Origin of the sequence: Macrococcus equipercicus, from assembly GCF_024205945.1 — a bacterium.
Lineage (GTDB): Bacteria > Bacillota > Bacilli > Staphylococcales > Staphylococcaceae > Macrococcus > Macrococcus equipercicus.
The window spans coordinates 1,420,142-1,443,956 of the sequence record NZ_CP073809.1 but is presented as its reverse complement, the minus strand read 5'-3'; the positions used below and the strand labels follow the sequence as shown (position 1 = coordinate 1,443,956).

Sequence of the window (23,815 nt, the reverse complement as noted above, 5' to 3'; positions counted from 1 at the left end):
TAAAGTAAACAATCATTTGTATTACCTTTTGGGTAAAATAAAAAGCAGTCACAACGATGTGACTACTTTAGATTGTTATTTATTTTTTGATTTTATCAGCTAATATTACAACCAATAAAACAGATAAGCAATATTATAGTTTGCCCTTTACATGCTTCTTCAAAATTTATGAGTATTTTAGTTCGTATTATCTCAATCTTCATCATTATCAAAAAAGAAATAATAATACACTATAATCCCGACAGGTAAAGCAAATAATGGTGTAACGATAATACTAGCAACACAAGAAGATAAGAATACATACAAAAGATCTTCCATAGTCCATTTTTTTTCTAATAAACTATTAAAAAATTCTTTAACTGTCATTTCGAATTCTCCTTTAAAATTCATGTCATTTTTGTAATATAAACGCTAATATATAATATCTCTTACATTTAAATTATGGATGATTGCATTGCATAGTGAATTTATTTCCAATTAAACTGATGCCTGTTATTTTCCTTGACGCTCTCGTCTGATTTTTATAACGGTATAGTACCACAGAGCTAGTATTAAAAAATTTGAGATTCTTGCATATAATGAATCAAGTTCCTGAGTGAACAGGATGACAAGAAAATTCGCGATAGTTATTAAGACAGTCAGCAAAAATAATTTCTGAGTTTCTATATTCATGTTAGTCCTTTCTACACTGATGAACGTTATGGATTGTAATGTTTCTCTTGATGCGTTCGTGTAATAATTGACGTGCCTGATCACAATGAGTTTAGTCGTCATTATAAGAACGGGCGGGTGATTGTGAGAATAAGCGGCACAGTTAGTAAGAGGTGCTGATTGATTGGATACTATCCATATTAGTGTCTCTTTTTTATTAAGTCCTTCACCAGTATAACCGCTGCGATGATGATAATCAGTACAATCACTGGATTGAATGATTTAAGAAAGGCTCTTCCTGCAGTGAAATCCATCATAAAGAGACGGATGCAAAAAAGTATTGAGGAAGAGATAAATGACGTATAGAAAATATAAATAAAATCAACTTTTTTTAGGATCATATAAATGAGTATGATGGCTGTTGCGATAGTGACAATTCCAAGTAAAACATCAGGTGTAATGTCAGGTCATCCTCCTTTTTTAAGAGCTTTCCCCAAATATTGTAACATAAAGTGTATAAGTAACACACGACAATCAATTTACTAATAATGATTCTTTATCATTACCAGTAAATGTTATGTTAAAATGAATTTAATAAGTGGAAGGGAGGGGTTTTATGTTGGAATGGTTGATGAGTTTAATAAGTGAAGGGCTGATGCTCAGCTGCATTGCTTATTATCTTATTTCTTTTTCGCCGTTGCTCGTAACCCTGCTTTACATTCTCTTTCATATTAAAGTCACGATTAATCTGATCTGCCGCTTCAAATTACCGTCTGCTGTAATCATTGTCCACCAATGTATCGCTGCCTGGAGGTTTCCGATATTAAGGTGGCGCATTCGGTGTCTAGCGAAATTATCAGATGAGGAAGACCTGTCTCCAGTATATTAATCAATTAATTAATATACTGGAGGAGAAAAATTGAAAAAATTATTCAGCGTCATATTAGTGATAAGTGTATTTATATTAAGTGGATGCGGACCCCGGGCGTTTCATCAGACTTTAGTTGAACCTTTTGTTGTATCAATCAAATTCTTTGCTGACTTTTTTGATGGCAGTTATGGGATAGGGATTATTCTCGTGACATTATGTGTCAGAATACTGATGATGCCTTTAATGTTCTATTCATTCAAGAAGCAGCGACGAGCACAGTTTCAGATGAAGAAATTCAAACCTGAGATTGATGCAATCAACAAAAGAATGAAAGAAGCGGCTACACCTGAAGAACGAAAGGTTTATACGCAGGAACTTCTAGTACTGCACAGAAAAAACGGTACAAGCCCGATCAACAGCGGCTGTTTGCCGGTCTTAATTCAGATGCCGATATTAACCGCCCTGTACTTCGCAATCTCGCATAACAACGAACTCGCACGCCAGAGCTTTCTCTGGTTTAACTTAGGAACACCTGATATATTCATGGCACTGACAGCAGCCTTGTTATATTACATTCAAGTGAAGCTCTCGATGCAGTATATGCCGGAAGATACACCAGCGCAGATGAAGATGCTGCCGTATATTAGTCCATTAATGATACTAATTCCAGGTATAACGCTTCCTGCAGCTATGCCTCTATACTGGGCTGCCGGCGCATTTGTAGCGATGCTGCAGCAATATTTGTCGAACCGCTACTTTGATTATGAAGAAGCGTCATAAAACTATAAAGTTAACTAAGTCAGAGCCGGTCTTTAAAGATCGGCTTTTTTTAATTGTTGTATTTGATAAGAAGAATATTAAGTGAAAAAGTAATGTTATAATCATAATAATTTATTAATCACCAGGAGGATTATTATGATTAAATATCCTGTATTAAATGAGAATGCGGTTATTGGTGTGACGGCACCTTCATCAGGACTTCCAGATTTTATGCATCATTATTTAGTTGATATTAAGAAAAGGTTCCAAAATACAAATGAAATTGTCATTGGTCAATCGGTGATGACTCAGCATAAAGCAAAATCAACAGACTCTATCATGCGGGCAGAAGAGTTAAATGACTTCTTCACTGCCGATAGAATTGATTTAATTATCCCTCCCTTTGGTGGAGAGCTTGCTCTTGAGATTTTGAACAAGATTGATTATGACAGACTCCGACCGAAGTGGGTACTTGGGTACTCTGATATCAGTACAGTGTTATTAGCTATTACGTTCAAGACGGGAATAGCAACAGCACATGGGACTAATCTTGTCGATTTACGAGGTAAATACTCTGATGACACGACAGCGATGTGGCTTGAAGTTCTAAAAACAAAAGTTAATGAGGAAGTAACACAATACTCATCTCAACAATTTCAAAGTAAATGGAACCATAACCAGCCGACTGAGTGCGTTTTTAATTTAGATACACCAACAGAATGGAAATCAGTAGATCAAGAAGCGGTGAAAATAGAAGGAAGACTGTTAGGTGGCTGTATTGATGTCATCAGTCATTTGATTGGTACACCTTATGGTGATGTAAAGACATTCAGAGAACAATATATTAAAGATGAGCCGGTCATATGGTATTTAGAAAACTGTGAAGCAAATCCGGCTGAGTTCAGAAGGATGCTGCTGCAAATGCAATACGCAGGATGGTTTGATAACTGTAGTGGTATCTTATTCGGACGAACGCGAGTGACTGAGAGTACAGAGGATTATTCAATTCAAGATGTATACGATGATACTGCTCAGGATCTTAATATACCAATTATATACGATATTGACTGCGGTCATATGCCGCCTCAAATCACTTTTATCAATGGTGCCTATGGTATTGTTGAGTGTAGAGAAGGCAAGGGAAAGATTAAGCAGATGTTTATTTAAATTAAGTTGTTTGATTAAGTGTTTGTTGATATAATTCTGAAAGTTTAAGTATTCTTATCAAAGGGGAGACTTTATATGAAAGTAAGGCTTTCAGATTATAATTTAAACTGGAAAGTGTTATTTGAACGTGAATGTAAGTTGCTATTTGATATTTTAAAAGATGAAGTTGTTCGTTTCGAACATTTCGGTAGCACAGCTGTACGGGGAATGAAGGCAAAACCAGTGATAGATATGATGGTGCTGGTTAAAGATATTTCAACAATTGACACTTACAATAGTATATTTGAAGTGTTAGGTTACGATGTAGCAGGTGAGTGGGGGATTCCAGGAAGAAGATTACTGAGAAAAGGTGGGGAAAATAGAAGTCATCATATTCATATCTATCAGTATGATCACCCTGAGATATATCGACATCTTGCTGTAAGAGACTATTTATTGAAAAATCTTAATGAAGTTTACGCTTATAGTGCAAAGAAAGAAGAGCTAGCTGAAAAATATGAAGAAACAAGAGCGTACAGTAAAGCTAAGAAAGGTTATGTGATGGAACTTGAAAAGAGAGCCTTGAAGTATTTTGAAGAATTAGATGGCTACCAGGTGATTAAAATACTTATAGATAGATATGATGAAAATTCAAATTTAACTGAAAATGATATGGATCAACTCATAAATGAAATGATGAGTAATATAGGACATCCAGATCCTGATATTAGAGATGCTTTAGTTTATAGCAAATTCTGCGAAATCATATTGAATGGTAAATTAACAGTCATTCAAATAAGGAATGTGATGAAAGAGTGTCTCGATAATCTTACTTATAGAATCAATGAAAAAAATAATGATAATGTGTTTAAAAGAAGCTTCAGTGCATTATTTCTGCATGCGATTGTTTATTCTGATAACCAGGAAAAATTTCTATCTGAAATGGAATATAATGTTTTGATCAAAGGTAGTATTGATTATTTTATCAATGAAAAAGATGTAAGAGGTTTTGTCGATGGAAAAGGATGGGCACATGCACCAGCGCATACTTCTGATTTAATAGTAGAATGTATCAAATCACAGTACTATATGAAGAATTTTAATGGTGAAATTTTAGAGGGAATCGAAATAAATTTGGCAAGGTTGCAAAATGATTATATCCCTTATATCGATGATGAAGAGATGAGGATGTCTCACATAGTAATTGAACTTTTAGAGAAGAGTCTAGTTACAGAGCAGTATATAGTTGACTGGATAAAATTGATAAAAAATAAACTTGAAACAACTAAAGTAAAAGATATTATATATTACCGGAAAGCAAAGAACTTGAATGATTTTATTAAATCACTTTATTTTGGTGCTAAGAATCACCCGGTCCTTCAGAAAATGCTAATAACGCTTATTGAATCATAGAAGGAATTGTGAGAATGGAGAAATACAGAAGTTAAATAAAATTAAAAGAAAGCTGATTATTATTAACCAGCTTTCTTTTAAATTTGAATTAATTTTTATTGCTATTGATTAATTAAAATATCCAATATTAGGTCAGAACCAGGTAAAAACAGTAATAACGAAGAAGCAATCATGAGTACAGAGCAGACAAGAGCGATGACTTTAACATTGATATTCTTTTTGTAATTCCAACCAAAAATCATTAATGAAATACCAAGTACAAGTAAGATGGCATAATAGAAGCCCATAATATCTTTTCTCCTTTACAATTAAATTTGTTACGATAATTTTAGCATTATTGTTATAAATTAACTAACGATAAAGTGAAAAATTATTCTTCTTGAACTTAATATTTCATAAGTACTCTATATTCAATGAATCGATTTTAAAATATGTTCAAAGTCAGATTAAAAAATATAAGTAAAGTAGAAGGATTCATTGATTTACTGCAACCATACGGTCATACAAAAAGTCATTTTATTATTTCTACGGTTAAATAATACGTAAAAAAGCCAGTCATATGAACACGGTATTAAAACATAGTTTAAAAATAATTTGCTAAAATGAAAAAAACAGAATTTTAATAGTAACGATATTAATGATTATAGTGCTTACATTAATCGATTCCTTACTTAAAAATATGAAAAATAATAAGATATGAATTGTTTTAAAATGAGATCAAGATTTAAATAATGATTATTGCAAAACTATAAATATAAGGTAAAAGGAAGGGATATTTAATTGATTATAAAATCTGAAAATGCACTGTACTTAAATAGAACAAATAATTTGGAAGAATCGATTATTAGGAATGATGATAAATATAAAATAATATTTAATCAGCATCCCAATAATCTTTATCAAATTGAGAATAAAGATACTAGATTTGGATTGGAGAGTTTTTTAACTCTTAGTCCGTTTTTGCAGCATAAACAGTTAAAAGTCATTGAAAATAAATATTTAATTGAGATAAATCCACTATTTATATCGAATATGAAAAAAGAATTAAATTGTGAACTTAACTTCTTTGATTTACCTGTAAAGACTTCTCCTCATTTCTCATATGATTTCAAACGATTTGCGAGATTAATGGATTCTAACATATCTGTTAAAGCAAAGAATATGTATCTAGAATCCTGTATAACCCAGTTATTAATTGATAAAATGATGAATTTCAATATTATCTATAAAAATAATGAACATCAGAAAATAAAAGAGTATATTGAAGGAAATTACATGGATGACTTAACACTACAGTCAATGGCAGATACATTTAGTTACAGTAAATATCATCTCATTAAAATCTTTAAGGTTTATTTTAATATGACACCTATAGAATATCTGAATCAAATACGAATAACAAAATCATTAGAGTTGATAAACAAAAACAACTTAACCTTTACAGCTATCTCTTACATAGTGGGCTACAGCTCATATAATCAGTTTTCCAAATGGTTTAAGCATTTTACTTTTTTAAGTCCGTCTCAATATGAAGAAAGATATAGAAGATAGCATCATTAATGAAGAGGCTATGACATAGATCGCTTGAATATTAAAAACTTCTGAAGTAAATCCAAAAGACAGCAGTGATAAAGTATTGGAAGTATAGAGTAAGACAGCATTGAAACTAAATCCACGAGCATGCATAAATGGCTCTATCTTTGTTTGAATAAGATAAGAACGGGTCATACTTGATAATATCAAACCTGCACTTATTATAATGAGTGAAAAGTAAATATTAATTTTAGATTGATTTAAAGACATAATGAAGAAACCACTACCCCAGATAAATGAACCTAAAATGTAGGTGTGAATACTCTGTTTTTTAAAGACTATTGGAATGAATATATTTATAAAGATAGCGCAAAAACTATAAAATCCTTTATAAAAACTAAAATCACTATTTGCTTTTTCACTCGTTTGTTTTACTAACATTAAAAATCCTACATCAAATAGCCAAGTATTTAAAAACACCATAATAAAGGTAAACAAAAAAAGATGTTTGATTTCCTCATTGTATTTTATGTATTTAACAAATTCTAATAAATCTTCCTTAATTCTTTTTATTGTTTTCTGAGATTTTACTTTTATTTCAGATGACCTTATAAAAACTAAAGTGCTCAGGCTGATAAAGAAAGTAAATAGGTCAATTATGAAGAAAGTGATTAAATCAAAGCGAGTTAGAAGAACTCCACTTAACAGTAATGCACATATTGTAGTTATTCTAATTGAAGCATCGTAAATTGAATTGATTTTAATCAGATTATCATCTTGAGATATCTGTGGTAATAACGCTCTATGAGCTGGATTATAAAAACAACTACATAGACTTAAAAGCATTACATAAAAGATAAGGTATGAAATATTGATTTGATTTATTGACATCAAATATACAAAGATAATCATTATAGGGATTCGTATTAACTGAACAGTTATTAATAATTCCTTTTTCAAATACCAGTCTGCGACTACTCCCCCTATTAAACCAAATACAATAAAAGGCATTGTTTCAAATGCTCCAACAATCGATGTCATTTTAACTGACTTTGATATTTCATAACTTAAAAACAATATTCCCATATTTGATAGGACATCACCTGTAGTACTGATGCTCCCACCCATAATATACAATACGAAGTTTAATCTATTTTTCATTATAATCACCTCTATTTCATAATAGGCGATATAACTGCTCATGACTGAATCTATATTGCTATAAATTTAACAATATAAGATGTAATAATAATTGGTATCACTAGTAAAATATAAAGTGGAGGTGGGTTGATGACTACAGTAATCATTGGTGGCTCTGGTATGCTGCTTAAAGCAACAGAATGGATGATTGAAAAAGAAGATACTTCGGTTATTTTATGTAGTAGAAATCCTAATAAATATGGACATCTTATAGTAGAGAAAAACGTATGTTTTCATTATTTTGATTTTCAAGATCCGAAATCTTATGAAGCATTAAAAAATTCAATTAATTTGAATTATATATCAACGCTATTAGTCTGGGTACACAGCCCTTATTATGAAATGCTAAATGATTTTATGAATCAGTTTGATTTTAAGAATATATATCTAGTTCAAGGTTCAACCAGCAGGACATTTAGTTTTGATAAACAAGTGCAAATTATAAAATTAGGTAAACATCCATATGAAAATCGGTGGTTAACTCAGGAAGAAATATCTGACCTGGTGATTAATGTGATAAGACATGATTATTAAATCGTTCAGAAGGTATGATTACAGCGCGATAAAAAAAGAGCTGGTTGAAAAGTAAAAGAAAATGAGGGGTTACAGTAAGGATCAGAAAACGACGAATCAACTTGAAGTCTAATGAGATGGACCAATATCAACCGGAAAATGGCGTTTAGAGTGTATCCGTTTTAGGAGTCTAAGTTAAAACGGACAGCAGAGCAGACTCAGAGCTGACAGCAGGATTATTTCCGCTATTTAGATAGTGAACTTGTGGATGTCAAAAATTATAAGTAATAGATTGATAGGTGACAATAACATCATCGTATGATGGAAAAAGGCCCGGCATTCAAGCGAATGTCGGTTTTTTTATAAATAAGGAGGATGAATATTTGAAAAATAATAATAAGGAATATATTGTAACTAAAATATAATCATGTATAATTAGTATATAGATACATAATATGGAGGGAAACCCACGTCTGGCTTAAGGGGAATTATTTTCTCAATTAGGAGCTTAATGCTTAAGAGGGTTCAAATCTTTCTCCCTCCGCTATGAAAAAAGATTACATATTAATGTGTAATCTTTTATTACAGTAAATTTGAGAATAGAGGGTAGAGCATGAAATTTTGTGAGTTAACACCTGAGGAATATGAGAAGCATGTCAACCATCATTTCAGTCATTATACCCAGTCAGTCACCCATTATAATTACAAGAAAAATAATAACGAGCCTGTATACCTTGTTGGCGTGAAAGAAGGTGAACAAGTACTTGCAGCATGTCTGCTGACAAGTGCCAGAGCTTTAAAGTTCTTTAGCTACTTCTATTCACATAGAGGACCGGTGATGGACTACACTAACGCTGCACTTGTTGATCTGTTTTATAGTGAACTAATAAAGTATTTAAAAGTGAGAAAAGGATTATTTGTACTTGTAGATCCTCATATTTTAATGAACTATAGAAATCACGAAGGCGAACTGATGCAGCATTTCGAAGTGGAAGACTTCATCTCGCACCTTGCTCAGCTCGGCTATCGCCATAAAGGTTTTACAGTCGGTTATTCGATGGATTCCCAGGCCCGCTGGCTGTCCGTTTTGGATATTGAGAATAAAGATGAAGCTCAGCTGCTGAAAGCAATGGACTATCAGACGAGAAGAAATATTAAGAAAACACTTGAGATGGGTGTAAAACTAAGAGATTTATCTATTGATGAAACCGAGACGTTTTACCGTCTGTTTAAAATGGCTGAAGATAAACACGGCTTCTCTTTCCGCAAGTACGACTATTTCGTCCGCATGCAGGAGACCTATGGCGATAAGTGCCGGTTAGTCCTGAGTTATATTGACTTAGATGAGTATCTCGACCGCTTAAAGAATGAACAGCAGCAAATGCAGCAGGAGTTCGCAGTGTCTTCAAAGGAACTGGCAGAGAACCCGGATTTCAGAAAGCTGAAAAATAAGCATAACGAGCAGGACAAGAAGCTGCAGGTATTAGCGAAGAAAATTAAGGAGACCGAGAGTCTGAGAGCGTCAGACGGTGCTATTCTGGTGCTCGCAAGTGCGCTATACATCCACAATAATCATGAACTTTATTATCTATCCAGTGGCTCGAATCCTAAGTACAATCAGTTTATGGGTCCTTATAACATGATGTGGCAGATGATTCAGTATGCGCAGTCACTGAATTTGAAGAAATATAACTTCTACGGTGTGAGCGGTGACTTTACAGAGAAATCACCGGACCTTGGAGTCGTGAAGTTCAAAAAGGGATTTAACGCAGTAGTAGAAGAATATATCGGTGATTTTGAAAAACCGTTACGTCCGTTATTCTATAATATATATAAAAGGATGAAACGTTAGAGAGCAGTAATCACAGCGATCAGTTCATTCAGTGTTGGTGGTGTTACTGTTATCATCGCCCTGTCTTCAATGGGCTTACCGATTGCGCTTGCTGGTGTACTGATTACAGTCGAACCGCTCATCGATATGGGCCGTACTGCATTGAATGTTAATGGTAGTATGCTGAGCGGAAAAATCACATCACGTATGCTCGGTACATTCAATAAAGGGATTTACTCAGATAAAGATGCAGTCGTAGAACAGACAGAAGCATAGGAGTGGAGCAGGACGAGAAATCGTCCTGTTTTTTTGTGCATATAAATTGCTCTAAACGAGTATGTTGAATGATAAAATTAAAGATAACTATTTATGATGGAAATGAACAGAGCAGTTTTGAAATTTTCATTTTAGTGTTTGGAACTATTATGCTTTTGATTGGTAATTATAGATTATGTATTCAACTGGAAGCGTAGTTATTATATTGGGCAATGGAAAAGAGGAGTGAGGAATTGTCAGCTATTATGAATGAAATCAATATCAATCCATAAGGTATGACTTTTACTGCTATCAGCTGTTCATTATTTGTCAGAAAACAGTCAAGGTTCTTACTTCTTCACAAGCTCTAAATTCATCAGAGTTATGAACGATAAATTATGTTTATCAATCATAACTTTTGATTTCATCAATTTATCAAATAGTTATAAGCGATAAATCGTCTTTATCGCTTATAACTTTAGACACATCATCCATCATTTCAACTGTTCAGGTAGGTCCATCATTTTACCTACTTGCCTCTCTTTTAATTATCTCCTATAATGAATAGGAAATGAATATTGAACCGATAAAAAGACGGGATTAATAGTTTATGTCCAGAGAGTGGTCGACTATGGTGCAACGATCATCATGAGCTGTGTTTCTTTTCATCTTTTTGGTTGCTTAATAAGAAGTTAAGCCGGTCCCTGCCCGTTACGCATGAATGAAGTGTATGCTTAGGCATAAATTTGGGTGGTACCGCGGAAGTCTTTCGTCCCTTGTTAGGGCGTGGGGCTATTTTTTTTATCAATTTTTTAGGAGGATTATGATGGAGCTTAAGGATAAGTTAAGTGCATTGCAGCAGGAAGCACTGGCGAAAGTGAATGACGCGAGTGATGCGCAGACGTTGCAGCAGGTGAAGGTGGAGTATCTCGGTAAGAAGGGGATTATCACCGGATTGATGAAAGAGATGAAGTCACTGCCGAACGAGGAGAAGCCGATGTTCGGTCAGCTCGTGAACGAGGCGCGTCAGGCTGTAGAAGCGGCGATGACAGAGAAAGATACGGAGCTGAAGGACAAAGCGATCAATGATAAGCTTCAGAATGAGACGATTGATATCTCATTACCCGGTCGCAATTTCAATGTCGGCAGTGCACATCCGCTGACAAAGATTGTCGAGGAACTGGAAGATCTGTTTATCGGTTTAGGCTATGAAGTCGTGGAAGGCTACGAAGTCGAGACAGATTACTATAACTTCGAAGCACTGAATCTGCCGAAGTCGCATCCGGCGCGTGATATGCAGGATAGTTTCTATATCACAGAAGAGCTCCTGATGCGTACGCATACGTCACCAGTACAGGCGAGAACATTAGAGAGCCGTAAAGGTCAGGGTCCGGTCAAGATCATCTGTCCAGGTAAAGTTTATCGCCGTGATAGTGATGACGCGACGCATAGCCATCAGTTCACGCAGATTGAGGGGCTGGTTGTTGATGAGAACATCAAGATGAGCGACCTAAAAGGAACACTGGAGCTGTTCGCGAAGAAGATGTTCGGGGCTGAGCGCGAGATTCGTCTCCGTCCAAGTTTCTTCCCGTTTACAGAACCATCTGTTGAAGTCGATATCTCATGCTTCAAGTGTGGCGGCGCCGGCTGTAACGTCTGTAAGGGCACAGGCTGGATCGAGATTCTCGGTGCCGGTATGGTGCATCCGAATGTGCTAGAGATGGCGGGGTTCGATTCAGAGAAATATTCAGGCTTTGCCTTCGGTATGGGGCCTGACCGTATCGCGATGCTGAAATACGGGATTGAAGATATCCGTCATTTCTATACCGATGACTTACGTTTCCTTGAACAGTTCAAAGCAGTAGAAGATGGAGGTAGTGAACATGTTAGTCAGTAAAGAATGGCTGAATGAATTTGTCCGCGTCAATGTGCCGGTTGAAGAGCTGGCCGAGAAGATCACAAGAAGCGGGATTGAAGTAGAAGAGATCACCGATTATACGAAAGATATCAAAAACCTGGTTGTCGGTCATGTGCTGACGAAGGAGAAACATCCGGATGCGGACAAACTTAATGTCACGACTGTGGATGTCGGCGACGAGACGCTGCAGATTGTCTGCGGTGCACCGAATGTCGACGCGGGCCAGTATGTCATCGTCTGCAAGCCGGGCGGTCGTCTGCCGGGCGGCGTTAAGATCAAGCGCGCGAAACTGCGCGGCGTTGAATCAAACGGGATGATCTGTTCGTTAGGCGAGCTCGGTATTCCGAAGAATCTGGTACCTGAACAGTATGAGACAGGGATCTTCCATTTCCCTGAAGAAGTGACGCCGGGCACTGATGCGCTTGAAGCACTGTTCTTGGCAGACGGTGTGATGGAGTTCGGTCTGACGCCTAACCGTGCGGATGCGATGAGCATGCTCGGCTCTGCCTATGAAGTGAGTGCGTTGTACGAAGAAGAGATTGAGTTCCCTGAAGCAGAGTTAGAGGAATCCGGGAACGCAGCAGATGCGATTGCGGTGACGATTGAGGATGCTGATGCTTCTCCTTATTATGCAGCGCGTGTCGTCCGAAATGTGGAAATCAAGCCGTCTCCGACATGGATGCAGATGCGTCTCATCAAAGCAGGCGTGCGTCCGATCAATAATGTCGTCGACGTCTCCAACTATGTCATGATGGAACTCGGTCAGCCGCTTCATATGTTCGATGCTGACAAAATCGGCTCACAGAAAATCGTTGTCCGTTATGCTGAGGCAGGCGAGAAGATGACGACGCTTGACGACAAGGAGCGCGTGCTGACTGCTGAGGATATCGTTGTGACGAACGGCAGCGCACCGATTGCGCTGGCGGGTGTCATGGGCGGTGATTTCTCTGAAGTGACAGAGGAGACGAAGAACGTTGTCATTGAATCAGCATTATTCAACCCGGTCCATGTCCGTAAGACGTCCCGTCAGACGGGTCTGCGTTCAGAAGCATCCAGCCGCTTCGAAAAAGGCGTCGCACCTGAACGTGTGAACATGGCGCTTGACCGTGCCGCATTCCTGCTGCAGGAACATGCGAACGGCAACGTGCTTGCAGGTATTGTGGCAGCAGGAGAACTGCCTGACCTTGAAGTGACGGTGCAGATCACGACTGATGAAGTGAACGGCCTAATCGGATTTGATCTCTCCAATACAGAAATCAAGACTATTTTTGAACGACTCGGCTTCGACAGCCAGGTGGATGGTGACGCGTTCAACGTCCATGTGCCGACAAGACGCGGTGACATCACGATCAAGGAAGACTTGATCGAGGAAGTGGCGCGTATTTACGGTTACGACGAACTGCCGTCGACGTTACCTGTGACGCATGCCAGTAAACGTGTCGGTCTGACGGCTTACCAGGCGAAACGCCGTGCAGTAAAATCACTGCTTGAAGGACTGGGGCTGAACCAGGCGATCACTTATGCGCTCGTGTCAGCAGAAAAAGCGCAGCAGTTCACGGACAAGACAGAGGAGACGGTCAAACTGATGATGCCGATGAGTGCGGACCATGCCGTTCTTCGTCAAAGCCTGCTGCCGCATTTAATCGATGCCGTGCAGTATAACAATGCCCGTCAGCTGAAAGACGTCGCGTTATACGAAATCGGTAATGTCTTCCGTGGCCGCGGTTCAGCGCAGCCGGTTGAGACAGAGAAATTAGCGGGTATTATCACAGGTCAGTTCAGCGCGACTGAATGGCAGGGTAAAGTCGAAGCGGTTGATTTCTTCGTCATCAAAGGGATTGTTGAAGCATTAGCTGCTAAATTAAGTGTGCAGTTCACTTACGAGCGTGCAGATGTCACGGAACTGCATCCAGGCCGCAGTGCACAAGTTCTCCTGAACGGCGAAGTCATCGGCTTCATCGGTCAGCTGCATCCACTCATTGAACGCGAGCATGACTTAAAAGAGACGTATGTCTTCGAACTGAATTTACAGCGTATATTAGAAGAGACAAGTGCCGTGAAGTATCATATGATCCCGAAATTCCCGGGTATCGCACGTGATATCGCGCTTGAAGTGGAACGGACACGCGAGACAGGCGAACTGATTGACATCATCATGAGTGCTGACAACAAGTATTTGCAGCGCGCAATGGTCTTTGATGTGTATGAAGGCGAGCATATCGCTGAAGATAAGAAATCTGTTGCAATCCGCATGGAGTTCCTGAACCCGGAAGAGACATTAAAAGACGCGGATATTCAGCCGATTGTCGATCAGATTCTTGAAAACTTAACAGCAGCGGGTGCTAAGTTAAGAGGCTAAGAGAAAGAGACCTGGACAGGTCTCTTTTTTTAGGATGAATTGATATAATTTTACAGAAATTATATACGTTCGTGATGCTGCACTATATAATTAAGTAGAATACAACAAATGGAGGCGTATAGTGATGAAGCGATGGATGATAACATTGACTGCTGCAGTGGCAGTGACAGTCTCAGCCGCAACTGCTGATGCAGCAGTGACACCGAAAACGTGCACTATCAATGTCGTGAATAAAGGCGGCGTGACTAAGATCAACAATTATGTGATCGCCAACAAAGTATACGGGATGTCACGTGATTATAATCCGGGAGCTAGTTCAACGATGATCAGAAACTACAAGGCGATGGCTGCCGATGCGAAGAAAAAAGGGATAATATTAGGCATTGTAGGGACACAGGGTGCCTATGGCTTCCGCAGCTATCAGGCGCAGCAGACGTTATATAATGATTACATCAATATGTACGGCTTTAATTATGCCTCAAAAATCTCCGCTAAACCGGGGACTTCTGAACATCAGGCGGGTGTAGCGATGGATATCAGGGATAACAGTAACTACGGGACATTGAGCACTGCCTTTGAATATACACTGGCTTCCCGCTATTTGAAGGCCAATGCCCACCGCTTCGGCTTTATTATTCGTTATCTGAAAGGTAAGGAGTCTATTACTGGTTTTATGTATGAGCCATGGCACATCAGGTATGTGGGTCAAAAAGGTGCGACGGCCATGTATAAAAACCATGTGACACTGGAAGAATATCTTGGCATCGCGGGTAAGAAAAAGTTGAACCCGGGAACTTATAAAGTCCGTGGACTGATATGTGACTAATGGTGAAGCAGATAACCCCGGCAGACTGCCGGGGTTATTATTATGGGATTCGTTCCTATATACGCTCAAGCTCCAAATAATTGCTCAGATGGTCAGCAGTATAACTCTCTTCGACATCGAGGAGCCCTGCTGGCGGGCCGCTGTAGAGCAGCCTGCCGCCGTGCTGGCCGGCTTCCGGTCCCATATCGATGATCCAGTCGGCAGCAGTCATCATCGTCAGATTATGTTCGATCAGGATAACGGTATTGCCGTCATCTACGAGCCTGTTGAATAAAGTGATAAGCACATGGATATCTTCCTCATGCAGGCCCGTCGTCGGCTCATCGAAGATAAAAGTCCGGTCTGTGACAGTGTCAATCAAATACTTGCTGAGTTTCACGCGCTGCACTTCGCCGCCTGACAAAGTATCAAGTGACTGACCGAGTGTCATATAGCCGAGACCGGTCGCTGCGAGTGACTGCAGTGTCTCCGTGATCACCTCGTGTTCTTTGAAGTAATCGATACCTTCTTCAACGGTCAGCTTCAGGACGTCTGCGATGGAATAGCCGTCGACTGTCGCCGCCAGTACTTCCGGTCGATAGCGGGTGCCGTTACAGACTTCACATATTTGCGTAAAGTCTGCCATATAGGCAAGCTCCGTCTTCAATACCCCTTTACCATGGCAGTTCGGACAGGCGCCGTCAGAATTATAGCTGAACAGACTTTTCTTCAGACCTGTCTCCCTGCTGAAAAAGGCTCTGATTTCATCGAAAATAGCCGTGTAGGTGAGCAGGTTTGAACGATTCGAGGCATGGACCGGCTTCTGGTCGATAAAAATGGTGTGCTCTTTATTTTTAAAGCCGGTCTTGATCAGCGTGCTTTTACCGGAACCTGCGACACCTGTAACTGCTGTGATGACGTGCTGTGGAATATCAACAGACACATTTTTAAGGTTATTTTTAGTGATGTTCTTAAGCTTGATGAATGCCTCCGGTGTCCGTACTTCCTTCAGCTGATGATGTCGTCTCAGTGCGTGACCCGTCGCGGTGTCTGATGCGAGCAGTTCGTTGTAGCTGCCTTCAAAAGTGATTGTCCCGCCATTTTTACCGGCACCGGGACCGATATCGACGATGTGGTCCGCTGTCTTGATGATGTCTGGGTCATGTTCCACAACGAGCACGGTATTCCCTTTGTCACGGATCGAGCGGATGATTTCATTGATGTTCTTGATGTCCTCAGGATGCAGGCCGACGCTCGGTTCATCAATGATATAGACAAGGTCAGTCAGCGGGCTGTTCAAATGCCGGATGAGCTTGATGCGCTGTGATTCACCGCCGGACAGCGTCGGGGTCTCACGCCCGAGCGTTAAATAGCCGAGGCCGATATCAATCAGCGACTGCAGCTGTGCGCGGAGCGGCTTGATGATGTAAGCGGCTTTGTCATCATGAACGTCGTCCAGAAACTGGATGGCCTCATGGATGGTCAGGCTCGTGAAGTCTGCGATGTCGAGCCCGTTGATCTTAGCGCTTAAAATCCGGTCGTTTAATCGTTTGCCGTGACAGGCAGGACACGGCATTTCTGTGACGACGCGGTTCACTTCAGTCAGCCAGCGCTTCTTCTCAAAGCCGTCGTTAATCAGGAAGTTGCGGCGGAAGCGCGGGATGACGCCTTCATATTTAGCAGTCTTCGGCCATTTCTCCGGTGCATCTTTTAACTTCTTCGGTTCTGTGTAGAGCAGAGTCTCCATTTCTTCCTTTGTATAGTCTCTCAGTTTCTTGTCATTATCAAACAGGCCGGAGAACGTATAGCGCTTACCACGCCAGTGGCCTGGGCCGAATGTCGGGAAGTTGATGGCATGCTCATTCAGTGATTTATCGTAGTCGAGCAGTTCATCGACATTGATATCTTCGACGTAACCGAGTCCTTGACATGTCTCGCACATGCCGACCGGATTGTTGAAGGAGAATTCGGTGGAGTATGCGACAAATGGTGTGCCGACGCGCGACCAGAGCAGGCGCACCGCTGAATAAATATCAGAGATCGTGCCGACTGTTGACCGCGAGTTACCGCCGAGGCGTTTCTGGCCGATGACCATGGACACCGGCAGGTTGCGGATGACATCGACGTCCGGCTTCGCATACTGCGTCAGCTGATACTGGATGTAGGAAGAATATGTTTCATTTAATAATCGTTCAGATTCGGCAGCAATCGTACTGAATACTAGTGACGATTTACCGGAACCCGACCGACCTGTGAAGACGGTGAGCTTATTTTTAGGAATCTCGAGTGTGATATTCTTTAAGTTGTTCTGTCTTGCGCCTTTGATGATGATGTTGTTCATAAGGAAAAGTCCTTTCTATACAAGGTTTGCGTGTCACGTTTTTGATTTCTTGAGGGGCATTCCGGTTTGCGTGTCACGTTTTTGATTTCTTGAGAGGCATTCCGGTTTGCGCGTCACGTTTTTGATTTCTTGAGAGGCATTCCGGTTTGCGTGTCACGTTTTCAAAGTCTTGACCGGCACGAAAGCGTAAACGATATCACTTACGTCTTTTCCCTATTTCCTTGGCAATATACCATAACAGGTAGGCAATGATGCCGAGACCTGCGCCGTAATAGATCGGTTCCATTATGACCGCTTCCTTTCAACTAGATTAATGGCTTTTGCTCTGTTTTTGAAGTCTTTCTTTGTGACTGAATCGAGGTAATCAAGCGACCGGCGTTCGATGATCTTCGCCGCCTGCAGGTCGACTTTCGCACCGGCGCCTTTAACAATTTCAAGCCCTGCTGCCTGTTCGATTTTGTCCATCTGTTTGATGAAGGCATATCTTGCGATGATGGAGCTCGCCGCAATAGCGATGGACTTCGATTCACCTTTCGTCTCAAAACGTGTGCGCGCGCGCTCCGGTATTGGGGTGAGCGCGTAGTTCTCGTAGACGCCCTGGACGGCGAACTGGTCGATGACGATATAGTCGGGCTTTGTGTCAATCTTATTCAGCACATTATGGATCGCCTGATTATGCAGCACTGCCTTCATCTTGACCTGACTCCAGCCCCGTGCCTTCTGCTGGTTGTATTTCGGATTATCAAGCACGAGCAGGGAATGCGGGAGCAGCGGGATGATCTGCTCCGCGAGCTCGACGATTTTCGGGTCCTTTAAGTTTTTTGAGTCCATCACACCGAGCAGCTTGAGAATCTCGGCATGCTGCTTGGAGACGTAGCTTGCGACGACGGTCATCGGACCGAAGTAGTCACCTGAACCGGCTTCATCTGAGCCGATGCAGTTATACTGGTCGTATGCGAGTGTCATTTGTTTCGGTTCCTGCTGTTCAGCCGGCAGCGCGCCGAGCAGTTCAGCTGCCAGATTGTCAGCGTCACGGCCCTGTATCATCACTTTGTTCGAGCGGTAGACTGAAATGGAATGCCCCTGGATTTTTGCACGGGCGATCATACCGGGCGGCAGATTTTCCGTTTCATGGGTGATTTTCTTCAGCAGTTTCTCAATTTCTATTTTATCCATCATTTTTACGACTGTACTCACAGTAAATCCCTCATTATAAGCGTATTTTTATTGTGTATTCTTTATAAAAAATGGTAACATATAAAGTAAATGACGGACAGTGGAGTGGACCATATGGGTGAATTTAAAAACAGAATAACCGTTTCTATATATGATCAACATTACACGATCATCGGTGAAGACGAACCGAGTCATATTAGATACGTCGCCGGACTGGTGGATTCCCGCATCAGAGAGATCTCCCGCTATAACTCCGGTCTTGACACATCACGCAAAGCTGTACTGACAGCTGTCAATATTATGGATGATTATGTCAAGCTGCAGGAGAAATACGAAGAACTGCTCGCTAAATATGATTCAGAAGGTCAGGGTTCTGCACATGATTGATATTATTTTATTGTTCTTCCTCATTCTTGGAGCGGTCATCGGTCTCAGAAGAGGTTTTATATTACAGTCCATGCACTTATTAGGTACAATCGGTGCATTCATCATCGCCCGCCTGTTCTACCAGGCACTAGCGGCGAAGCTCTATTTAATCGTTCCTTATCCAGCCGCCGGTCAGCAGCCTTCTGAGCTGATTCACTGGTTCAACAGCGAACAGGCGTTTTACAATGTCATCAGCTTTATATTTCTGTTCATTGTAAGCAAGGTCATTCTGCAGATGATTGCGACGGTCTTTGACTATATCGCCCAGCTGCCGCTTCTCAAGCAGTTAAATGCATGGCTCGGCTCACTGCTCGGTTTCATTGAAAGTTATCTGCTTGTCTTTCTCCTGTTTTTCTTTATCGCGATGATTCCTGTTCCATTCCTGCAGGACCGTATCAACGGCAGTTTCATTGCGAAGTTTGTAGTGGAATATACACCGATATTAAGCGACCGTGCCATCCACTGGTTTCAGAATGCCGCGTTCATAATTTTAAATCATCAGTCATAGGCGGAGGTCTATGACTTTTATTTTGGGGGTCTTCATATGACAAAGAAAGATTATATCAAGCTGCTGGAAACAATCGGATTATACATGGAACTGAAAGGTGAGAACAGCTTCAAAGTCTCCGCATACCGTAAAGCGGCCGGAGCGATTGAACAGTCGCAGACACCGATTGACGACATCAAGGATTTTTCAGTGCTGCCGGCTATCGGTAAGAGCGTCTCGGAGCTGCTCGACGAATACCGGAGCACGGGGCAGTCATCGCTTCTTGATACGCTGAAGGAAGAAGTGCCTGAAGGCCATATTAAAATGCTGAAGATCAGAAATCTCGGGGCGAAGAAAATCGTCAAGCTGTATAAAACCCTTGGCATCACCACGATTGATGAGCTGCAAGCAGCATGCACCGCAGGGAAAGTGCAGGAACTTGCAGGCTTCGGTGCCAAGACAGAGGAGACCATCTTAAAGGGCATCGAAGACTTGACGACTAAACATGATTTAAGCATCAATGAGGCGGTGAAGCTGACGCTGTTCATCAATGAAGGGCTGGAAAGCTGCCCGTCCGTCAGCCGTTTTCAAGTTGCCGGCAGTCACCGGCGGATGGCTGAATACAGCAAGGACCTGGACTATATTGTTGAGACTGCGCATCCTGAGCAGGCAGCGCAAGAAATCGAGTCACTTGATATCGTCACTCACGTCGAGGTGAGCGGCACTGAGAAAGTGTCTGTCACCGTCATGATCGAGGATATTGAGACAGCGGTTGATTTCAGGTTCACGGATGCTGCGGGATTTGTGCAGATGCTGAATCACTTCACGGGCAGCAGGGACCATAACGTCAAGATGCGTCAGCTCGCTAAAGCGCGCGGTGAGAAAGTCAATGAGTACGGCATCACGACAGCAGACGGCGAACTGATCCAGTATGCGACGGAGGAAGAGATCTATCAGCATTACGGTCAATCGTACATACCACCTGAAATGCGTGATACGGTCGATGCCTTCGATGTGGACCAGTCGACTATTTTGACGCTCAATGCGATCAGAGGTGACCTTCACATGCATACGACTGCAAGTGACGGCGCCCACGAACTTGAGGAGATGATTGAAGCGTGCATCAAGAAAGGGTACGACTACATGGTCATCACCGATCATTCAAGAAGCCTGCGCGTCGCGAATGGGCTGTCTATTGAGCGGCTGCTGGAACAGCATGAGAAGATCAAAGTGCTCGATAAAGCTTACAGTGAGATCGATATCTACAGCGGCACAGAAATGGACATACTGCCGGACGGTACGCTTGATTTCCCGGATGACGTGCTGGCACAGCTCGATTATGTCATCGCTGCCATCCATCAGTCATTCAGCCAGCCGGAGAGCAGAATTATGGAACGGCTGCTGAATGCCTGTCATAATCCTTATGTCAGACAGCTCGCCCATCCGACAGGCAGACTGCTCGGCGGACGCTCCGGCTATCCGGTTGACATGGCGCAGCTGATCGCAGCGGCGCAGGAGACGAACACAGTGCTTGAAGTGAATGCCCATCCGATCAGGCTGGACATCAGCAGTGCTGTCCTTAAAAGCAATCCGGGACTGACTATCGCCATCAATACCGATGCCCATCATATCAATCACCTCGACTTGATGAAGTACGGCGTCGGCACAGCCATTAAAGGCCATGTCACGACAGCTTCAGTCATCAACACGATGACGCGTGACGCATTCAGAAAGTGGCTTAAGGAAGGAAAGAAAATAAAATGAACGTTAAAGCACTCAACGTTTTAGAATATAACCGCGTTAAAGAACGCGTCATCAGCTATGCGCAGAATGAAGTCAGCACGGCACTTGTCCAGGCGATGAACCCGTCAGCCGATAAAGACTGGGTGACGGCGCAGCTCGGCAGACTCGATGAAGCGCGCATCATCAATATGCAGGGCAGTGAACCCGGCATGAGCACGCTGACCGCTGTTCACAGCTTGACGAAGCGGGCGCATATCGGCTCCATGCTCAGCGTCACTGAGCTGAACCGCATCAAAAACAACATCAGGGTGACGAACCGCTACAAAACATACATCCTCAATTTGACGTCAGGCGGCGATGTTTCTCTGCCGGTCTTGAGCGCACAGTTTCAGAAGCTGCCCGTACTCAGTCACGTCAGTGATGAGATCGATGCGAAATGTGACGAGGCAGAACTGCGCGATCACGCCTCCGCTGCACTGTATGATATCCGGCAGCAGAAAAAAGGTATCAACCGCAGAATTAAGGACAAGCTTGATTCCATCGTGCGCTCGCAGGCCAATCAGAAGAAACTGTCTGACGCCATCGTGACGATCCGTAATGACCGGCAGGTAATACCGGTGCGCAGTGAGTACAAGCAGGATTTCCCGGGCATCGTCCACGATACGTCGGCATCCGGTCAGACATTCTACATCGAGCCGAACAGCATAGTCGAACTGAGCAGCCAGCTGAACACAGTCGCTGCCCGTGAGAACGAGGAAGTGAGCCGGATTCTGTACGAGCTGTCCGGACTCGTCGCTGAAGCTCATCATGAGATTAACTGGGTGACCGAGGTCATGGGTGAACTTGACTATCAGCTCGCTAAAGCAAAGTACGGCCATTCACTGAAAGGCGTGATCCCGGTCATTGAAGACGAGCGGACGATTGACCTGCCGCTCGTCTGGCATCCGCTGCTCGATCCTGCGACAGTCGTCAAAAACAGCATCACGTTCGGAGATGACATTCATTCAGTCATTATTACAGGGCCGAACACCGGCGGGAAGACCGTCACACTGAAAACAGTCGGCCTCATTGTGCTGATGGCCCAGTCCGGCATGATGATCCCGGCTGCAGAAGGCGCGGCCCTCAGCATCTATCACGAAGTTTTCTGTGATATCGGTGATGAGCAGTCGATCGAACAGTCACTCTCCACATTCTCAAGTCATATGACGAACATCGTCAGCATACTGCAGGAGATGGATGACAGAAGTCTTGTGCTGTTTGATGAGCTCGGCTCAGGGACAGATCCCGCTGAAGGTGCGGCGCTTGCGATGAGCATACTGGACCGCTGTCTTGAGAAGGATGTCATGACGATGGCGACGACGCATTATCCTGAACTGAAAGCATACAGCTATAACCGTGAGCATGTCATGAATGCAAGTGTCGAGTTCGATGTGGAGACATTGAGCCCGACTTATAAACTGCTGATGGGTGTGCCCGGAAAAAGTAATGCCTTTGAAATCTCGAAGAAGTTAGGGCTCGAGCTATCGGTCATCAAACATGCCCGGCAGCTCATCCATATGGACAACGTCGAAGTCAATGAAATGATTGCCGCATTAGAGAGAAATACACGGCAGGCAGAAAATGACCGCATTACAATGGAGCGCCTGAAAAAAGAAGCGGAGCAGCTGCATAAAGAACTGTCTGACCAGTACGCGCAGTACAGCCGTCAGAAAGAATCGCTCATTGAACAGGCGAAGCAGTCGGCGAATGAGATTGTCACGAAAGCTGAGAAAGCAGCGGACGACATCATTAAAGACTTGAAGACGCTCCGGACAGAGCAGCAGGGCATTAAAGAAAACGAGCTGATCGAGAAGAAAGGCCGGTTCAAAGACTTATACAATGAAACAACGCTCAAAAAATCACGTACAGCAGAAGTGCAGGAGGTCATCGCACCGGGTGACAATGTCAAAGTGCTGTCTTACGGCCAGAAAGGTGTCATTCTGTCAGTGGACAAGGAAGAAGCGGTCGTCCAGATGGGTATCATCAAGATGAAGCTGCCTTTGTCTGACTTCAAGAAGGAGCAGCCTGAGAAGGATAAGCAGATCCGGGTTGTCCCGCGCGTCAACCGCCAGACCATCAAGATGGAGCTCGATTTACGGGGTGAGCGCTATGAAGAGGCATTGACCCGTCTCGAGAATTATCTGGATCAGGCGCTGCTCAGCAACTATGGTCAGGTCACCATCATCCACGGTAAAGGGACAGGCGCGCTGCAAAAAGGTGTGCAGGACTATTTGAAACGTGCTAAGATGGTGAAATCATTCAGAGGCGGTATGCCGTCAGAAGGCGGCTTCGGTGTGACAGTCGTCGAACTGAAGTAGGAGGATATGATGTGGAACTTTGATATGTATA

Annotated in this window: 19 protein-coding genes; 14 read left to right on the top strand and 5 right to left on the bottom strand. The window is 42.1% G+C overall.

The annotated features are described in order from the left end of the window. Positions 1-192: 192 nt before the first annotated feature. Positions 193-366: a VraH family peptide resistance protein gene (locus tag KFV11_RS07500; protein WP_254249606.1), complete on the bottom strand. Its 174-nt coding sequence runs from the start codon at positions 364-366 to the stop codon at positions 193-195. A gap of 1,204 nt (positions 367-1,570) precedes the next feature. Between KFV11_RS07500 and yidC the strand changes: the two genes are divergently transcribed. The 3 genes from yidC (at position 1,571) to KFV11_RS11755 (ending at position 4,840) form a co-directional block, all read left to right on the top strand. Then, positions 1,571-2,302 carry a membrane protein insertase YidC gene (gene yidC / locus KFV11_RS07495; RefSeq protein ID WP_254249605.1) on the top strand — a complete coding sequence of 244 codons (732 nt, stop codon included), beginning with the start codon at positions 1,571-1,573 and terminating at the stop codon, positions 2,300-2,302. A gap of 135 nt (positions 2,303-2,437) precedes the next feature. After that, positions 2,438-3,448, top strand: a complete 1,011-nt coding sequence (locus KFV11_RS07490) for a S66 family peptidase (RefSeq protein WP_254249604.1) — start codon at positions 2,438-2,440, stop codon at positions 3,446-3,448. Positions 3,449-3,523: 75 nt separating this feature from the next. Then, positions 3,524-4,840 (top strand): DUF2785 domain-containing protein, encoded by a 1,317-nt coding sequence (locus KFV11_RS11755; protein WP_367305161.1) that lies wholly within the window; start codon positions 3,524-3,526, stop codon positions 4,838-4,840. A gap of 101 nt (positions 4,841-4,941) precedes the next feature. On the opposite strand, the gene KFV11_RS07475 is transcribed toward KFV11_RS11755, so the two are convergent. Continuing rightward, positions 4,942-5,127: a hypothetical protein gene (locus tag KFV11_RS07475; RefSeq protein ID WP_254249603.1), complete on the bottom strand. Its 186-nt coding sequence runs from the start codon at positions 5,125-5,127 to the stop codon at positions 4,942-4,944. A gap of 493 nt (positions 5,128-5,620) precedes the next feature. On the opposite strand from KFV11_RS07475, the gene KFV11_RS07470 reads away from it, so the two are divergent. Continuing rightward, entirely contained in the window at positions 5,621-6,391 is a 771-nt protein-coding gene (locus tag KFV11_RS07470; protein ID WP_254249602.1) for a helix-turn-helix domain-containing protein, read from the top strand. Here the strand turns inward: KFV11_RS07470 and KFV11_RS07465 are convergent. Next, a complete protein-coding gene (locus tag KFV11_RS07465; RefSeq protein ID WP_254249601.1) occupies positions 6,353-7,534 on the bottom strand; it encodes an MFS transporter in 1,182 nt (393 codons plus the stop codon). The genes KFV11_RS07470 and KFV11_RS07465 overlap by 39 nt on opposite strands. A gap of 129 nt (positions 7,535-7,663) precedes the next feature. Here KFV11_RS07465 and KFV11_RS07460 point away from each other — a divergent pair, with 129 nt between their 5' ends. From KFV11_RS07460 to KFV11_RS07435, 6 genes are all read left to right on the top strand, one after another. Further along, positions 7,664-8,107, top strand: coding sequence for a Rossmann-fold NAD(P)-binding domain-containing protein (locus KFV11_RS07460; RefSeq protein WP_254249600.1), 444 nt, complete (start codon positions 7,664-7,666; stop codon positions 8,105-8,107). Positions 8,108-8,699: 592 nt separating this feature from the next. Further along, the gene (locus KFV11_RS07455) at positions 8,700-9,938 is read left to right on the top strand and encodes an aminoacyltransferase (RefSeq protein WP_254249599.1); all 1,239 of its coding nucleotides are present in this window, start codon (positions 8,700-8,702) and stop codon (positions 9,936-9,938) included. 9 nt (positions 9,939-9,947) lie between these two features. Continuing rightward, positions 9,948-10,193, top strand: coding sequence for a cation:dicarboxylate symporter family transporter (locus KFV11_RS07450; protein ID WP_367305191.1), 246 nt, complete (start codon positions 9,948-9,950; stop codon positions 10,191-10,193). Between the two features lie 805 nt (positions 10,194-10,998). Beyond that, positions 10,999-12,069, top strand: a complete 1,071-nt coding sequence (pheS, locus tag KFV11_RS07445; RefSeq protein WP_254249598.1) for a phenylalanine--tRNA ligase subunit alpha — start codon at positions 10,999-11,001, stop codon at positions 12,067-12,069. After that, positions 12,056-14,449 carry a phenylalanine--tRNA ligase subunit beta gene (gene pheT / locus KFV11_RS07440; RefSeq protein ID WP_254249597.1) on the top strand — a complete coding sequence of 798 codons (2,394 nt, stop codon included), beginning with the start codon at positions 12,056-12,058 and terminating at the stop codon, positions 14,447-14,449. Before pheS ends, pheT begins: the two co-directional genes overlap by 14 nt. A 124-nt stretch (positions 14,450-14,573) precedes the next feature. After that, positions 14,574-15,275, top strand: coding sequence for a M15 family metallopeptidase (locus KFV11_RS07435; protein WP_149458428.1), 702 nt, complete (start codon positions 14,574-14,576; stop codon positions 15,273-15,275). Positions 15,276-15,330: 55 nt separating this feature from the next. Here the strand turns inward: KFV11_RS07435 and KFV11_RS07430 are convergent, their stop codons facing one another. Together KFV11_RS07430 and rnhC are read right to left on the bottom strand one after the other, a co-directional pair. Further along, positions 15,331-17,595 (bottom strand): ATP-binding cassette domain-containing protein, encoded by a 2,265-nt coding sequence (locus tag KFV11_RS07430; RefSeq protein ID WP_254249596.1) that lies wholly within the window; start codon positions 17,593-17,595, stop codon positions 15,331-15,333. A gap of 285 nt (positions 17,596-17,880) precedes the next feature. Beyond that, the gene (rnhC, locus tag KFV11_RS07425; RefSeq protein WP_254249595.1) at positions 17,881-18,792 is read right to left on the bottom strand and encodes a ribonuclease HIII; all 912 of its coding nucleotides are present in this window, start codon (positions 18,790-18,792) and stop codon (positions 17,881-17,883) included. 93 nt (positions 18,793-18,885) lie between these two features. Here rnhC and zapA point away from each other — a divergent pair, with 93 nt between their 5' ends. The 4 genes from zapA to KFV11_RS07405 are packed head-to-tail and all read left to right on the top strand — an operon-like array spanning position 18,886 to position 23,784. Then, positions 18,886-19,158, top strand: a complete 273-nt coding sequence (zapA, locus tag KFV11_RS07420) for a cell division protein ZapA (protein WP_149458430.1) — start codon at positions 18,886-18,888, stop codon at positions 19,156-19,158. After that, positions 19,151-19,705, top strand: a complete 555-nt coding sequence (locus KFV11_RS07415) for a CvpA family protein (protein ID WP_254249594.1) — start codon at positions 19,151-19,153, stop codon at positions 19,703-19,705. The genes zapA and KFV11_RS07415 overlap by 8 nt, the downstream gene beginning before the upstream one ends. 36 nt (positions 19,706-19,741) lie before the next feature. After that, positions 19,742-21,448, top strand: a complete 1,707-nt coding sequence (gene polX / locus KFV11_RS07410) for a DNA polymerase/3'-5' exonuclease PolX (RefSeq protein ID WP_254249593.1) — start codon at positions 19,742-19,744, stop codon at positions 21,446-21,448. Continuing rightward, positions 21,445-23,784 (top strand): endonuclease MutS2, encoded by a 2,340-nt coding sequence (locus tag KFV11_RS07405; protein WP_254249592.1) that lies wholly within the window; start codon positions 21,445-21,447, stop codon positions 23,782-23,784. Before polX ends, KFV11_RS07405 begins: the two co-directional genes overlap by 4 nt. Positions 23,785-23,815 lie beyond the last annotated feature (31 nt).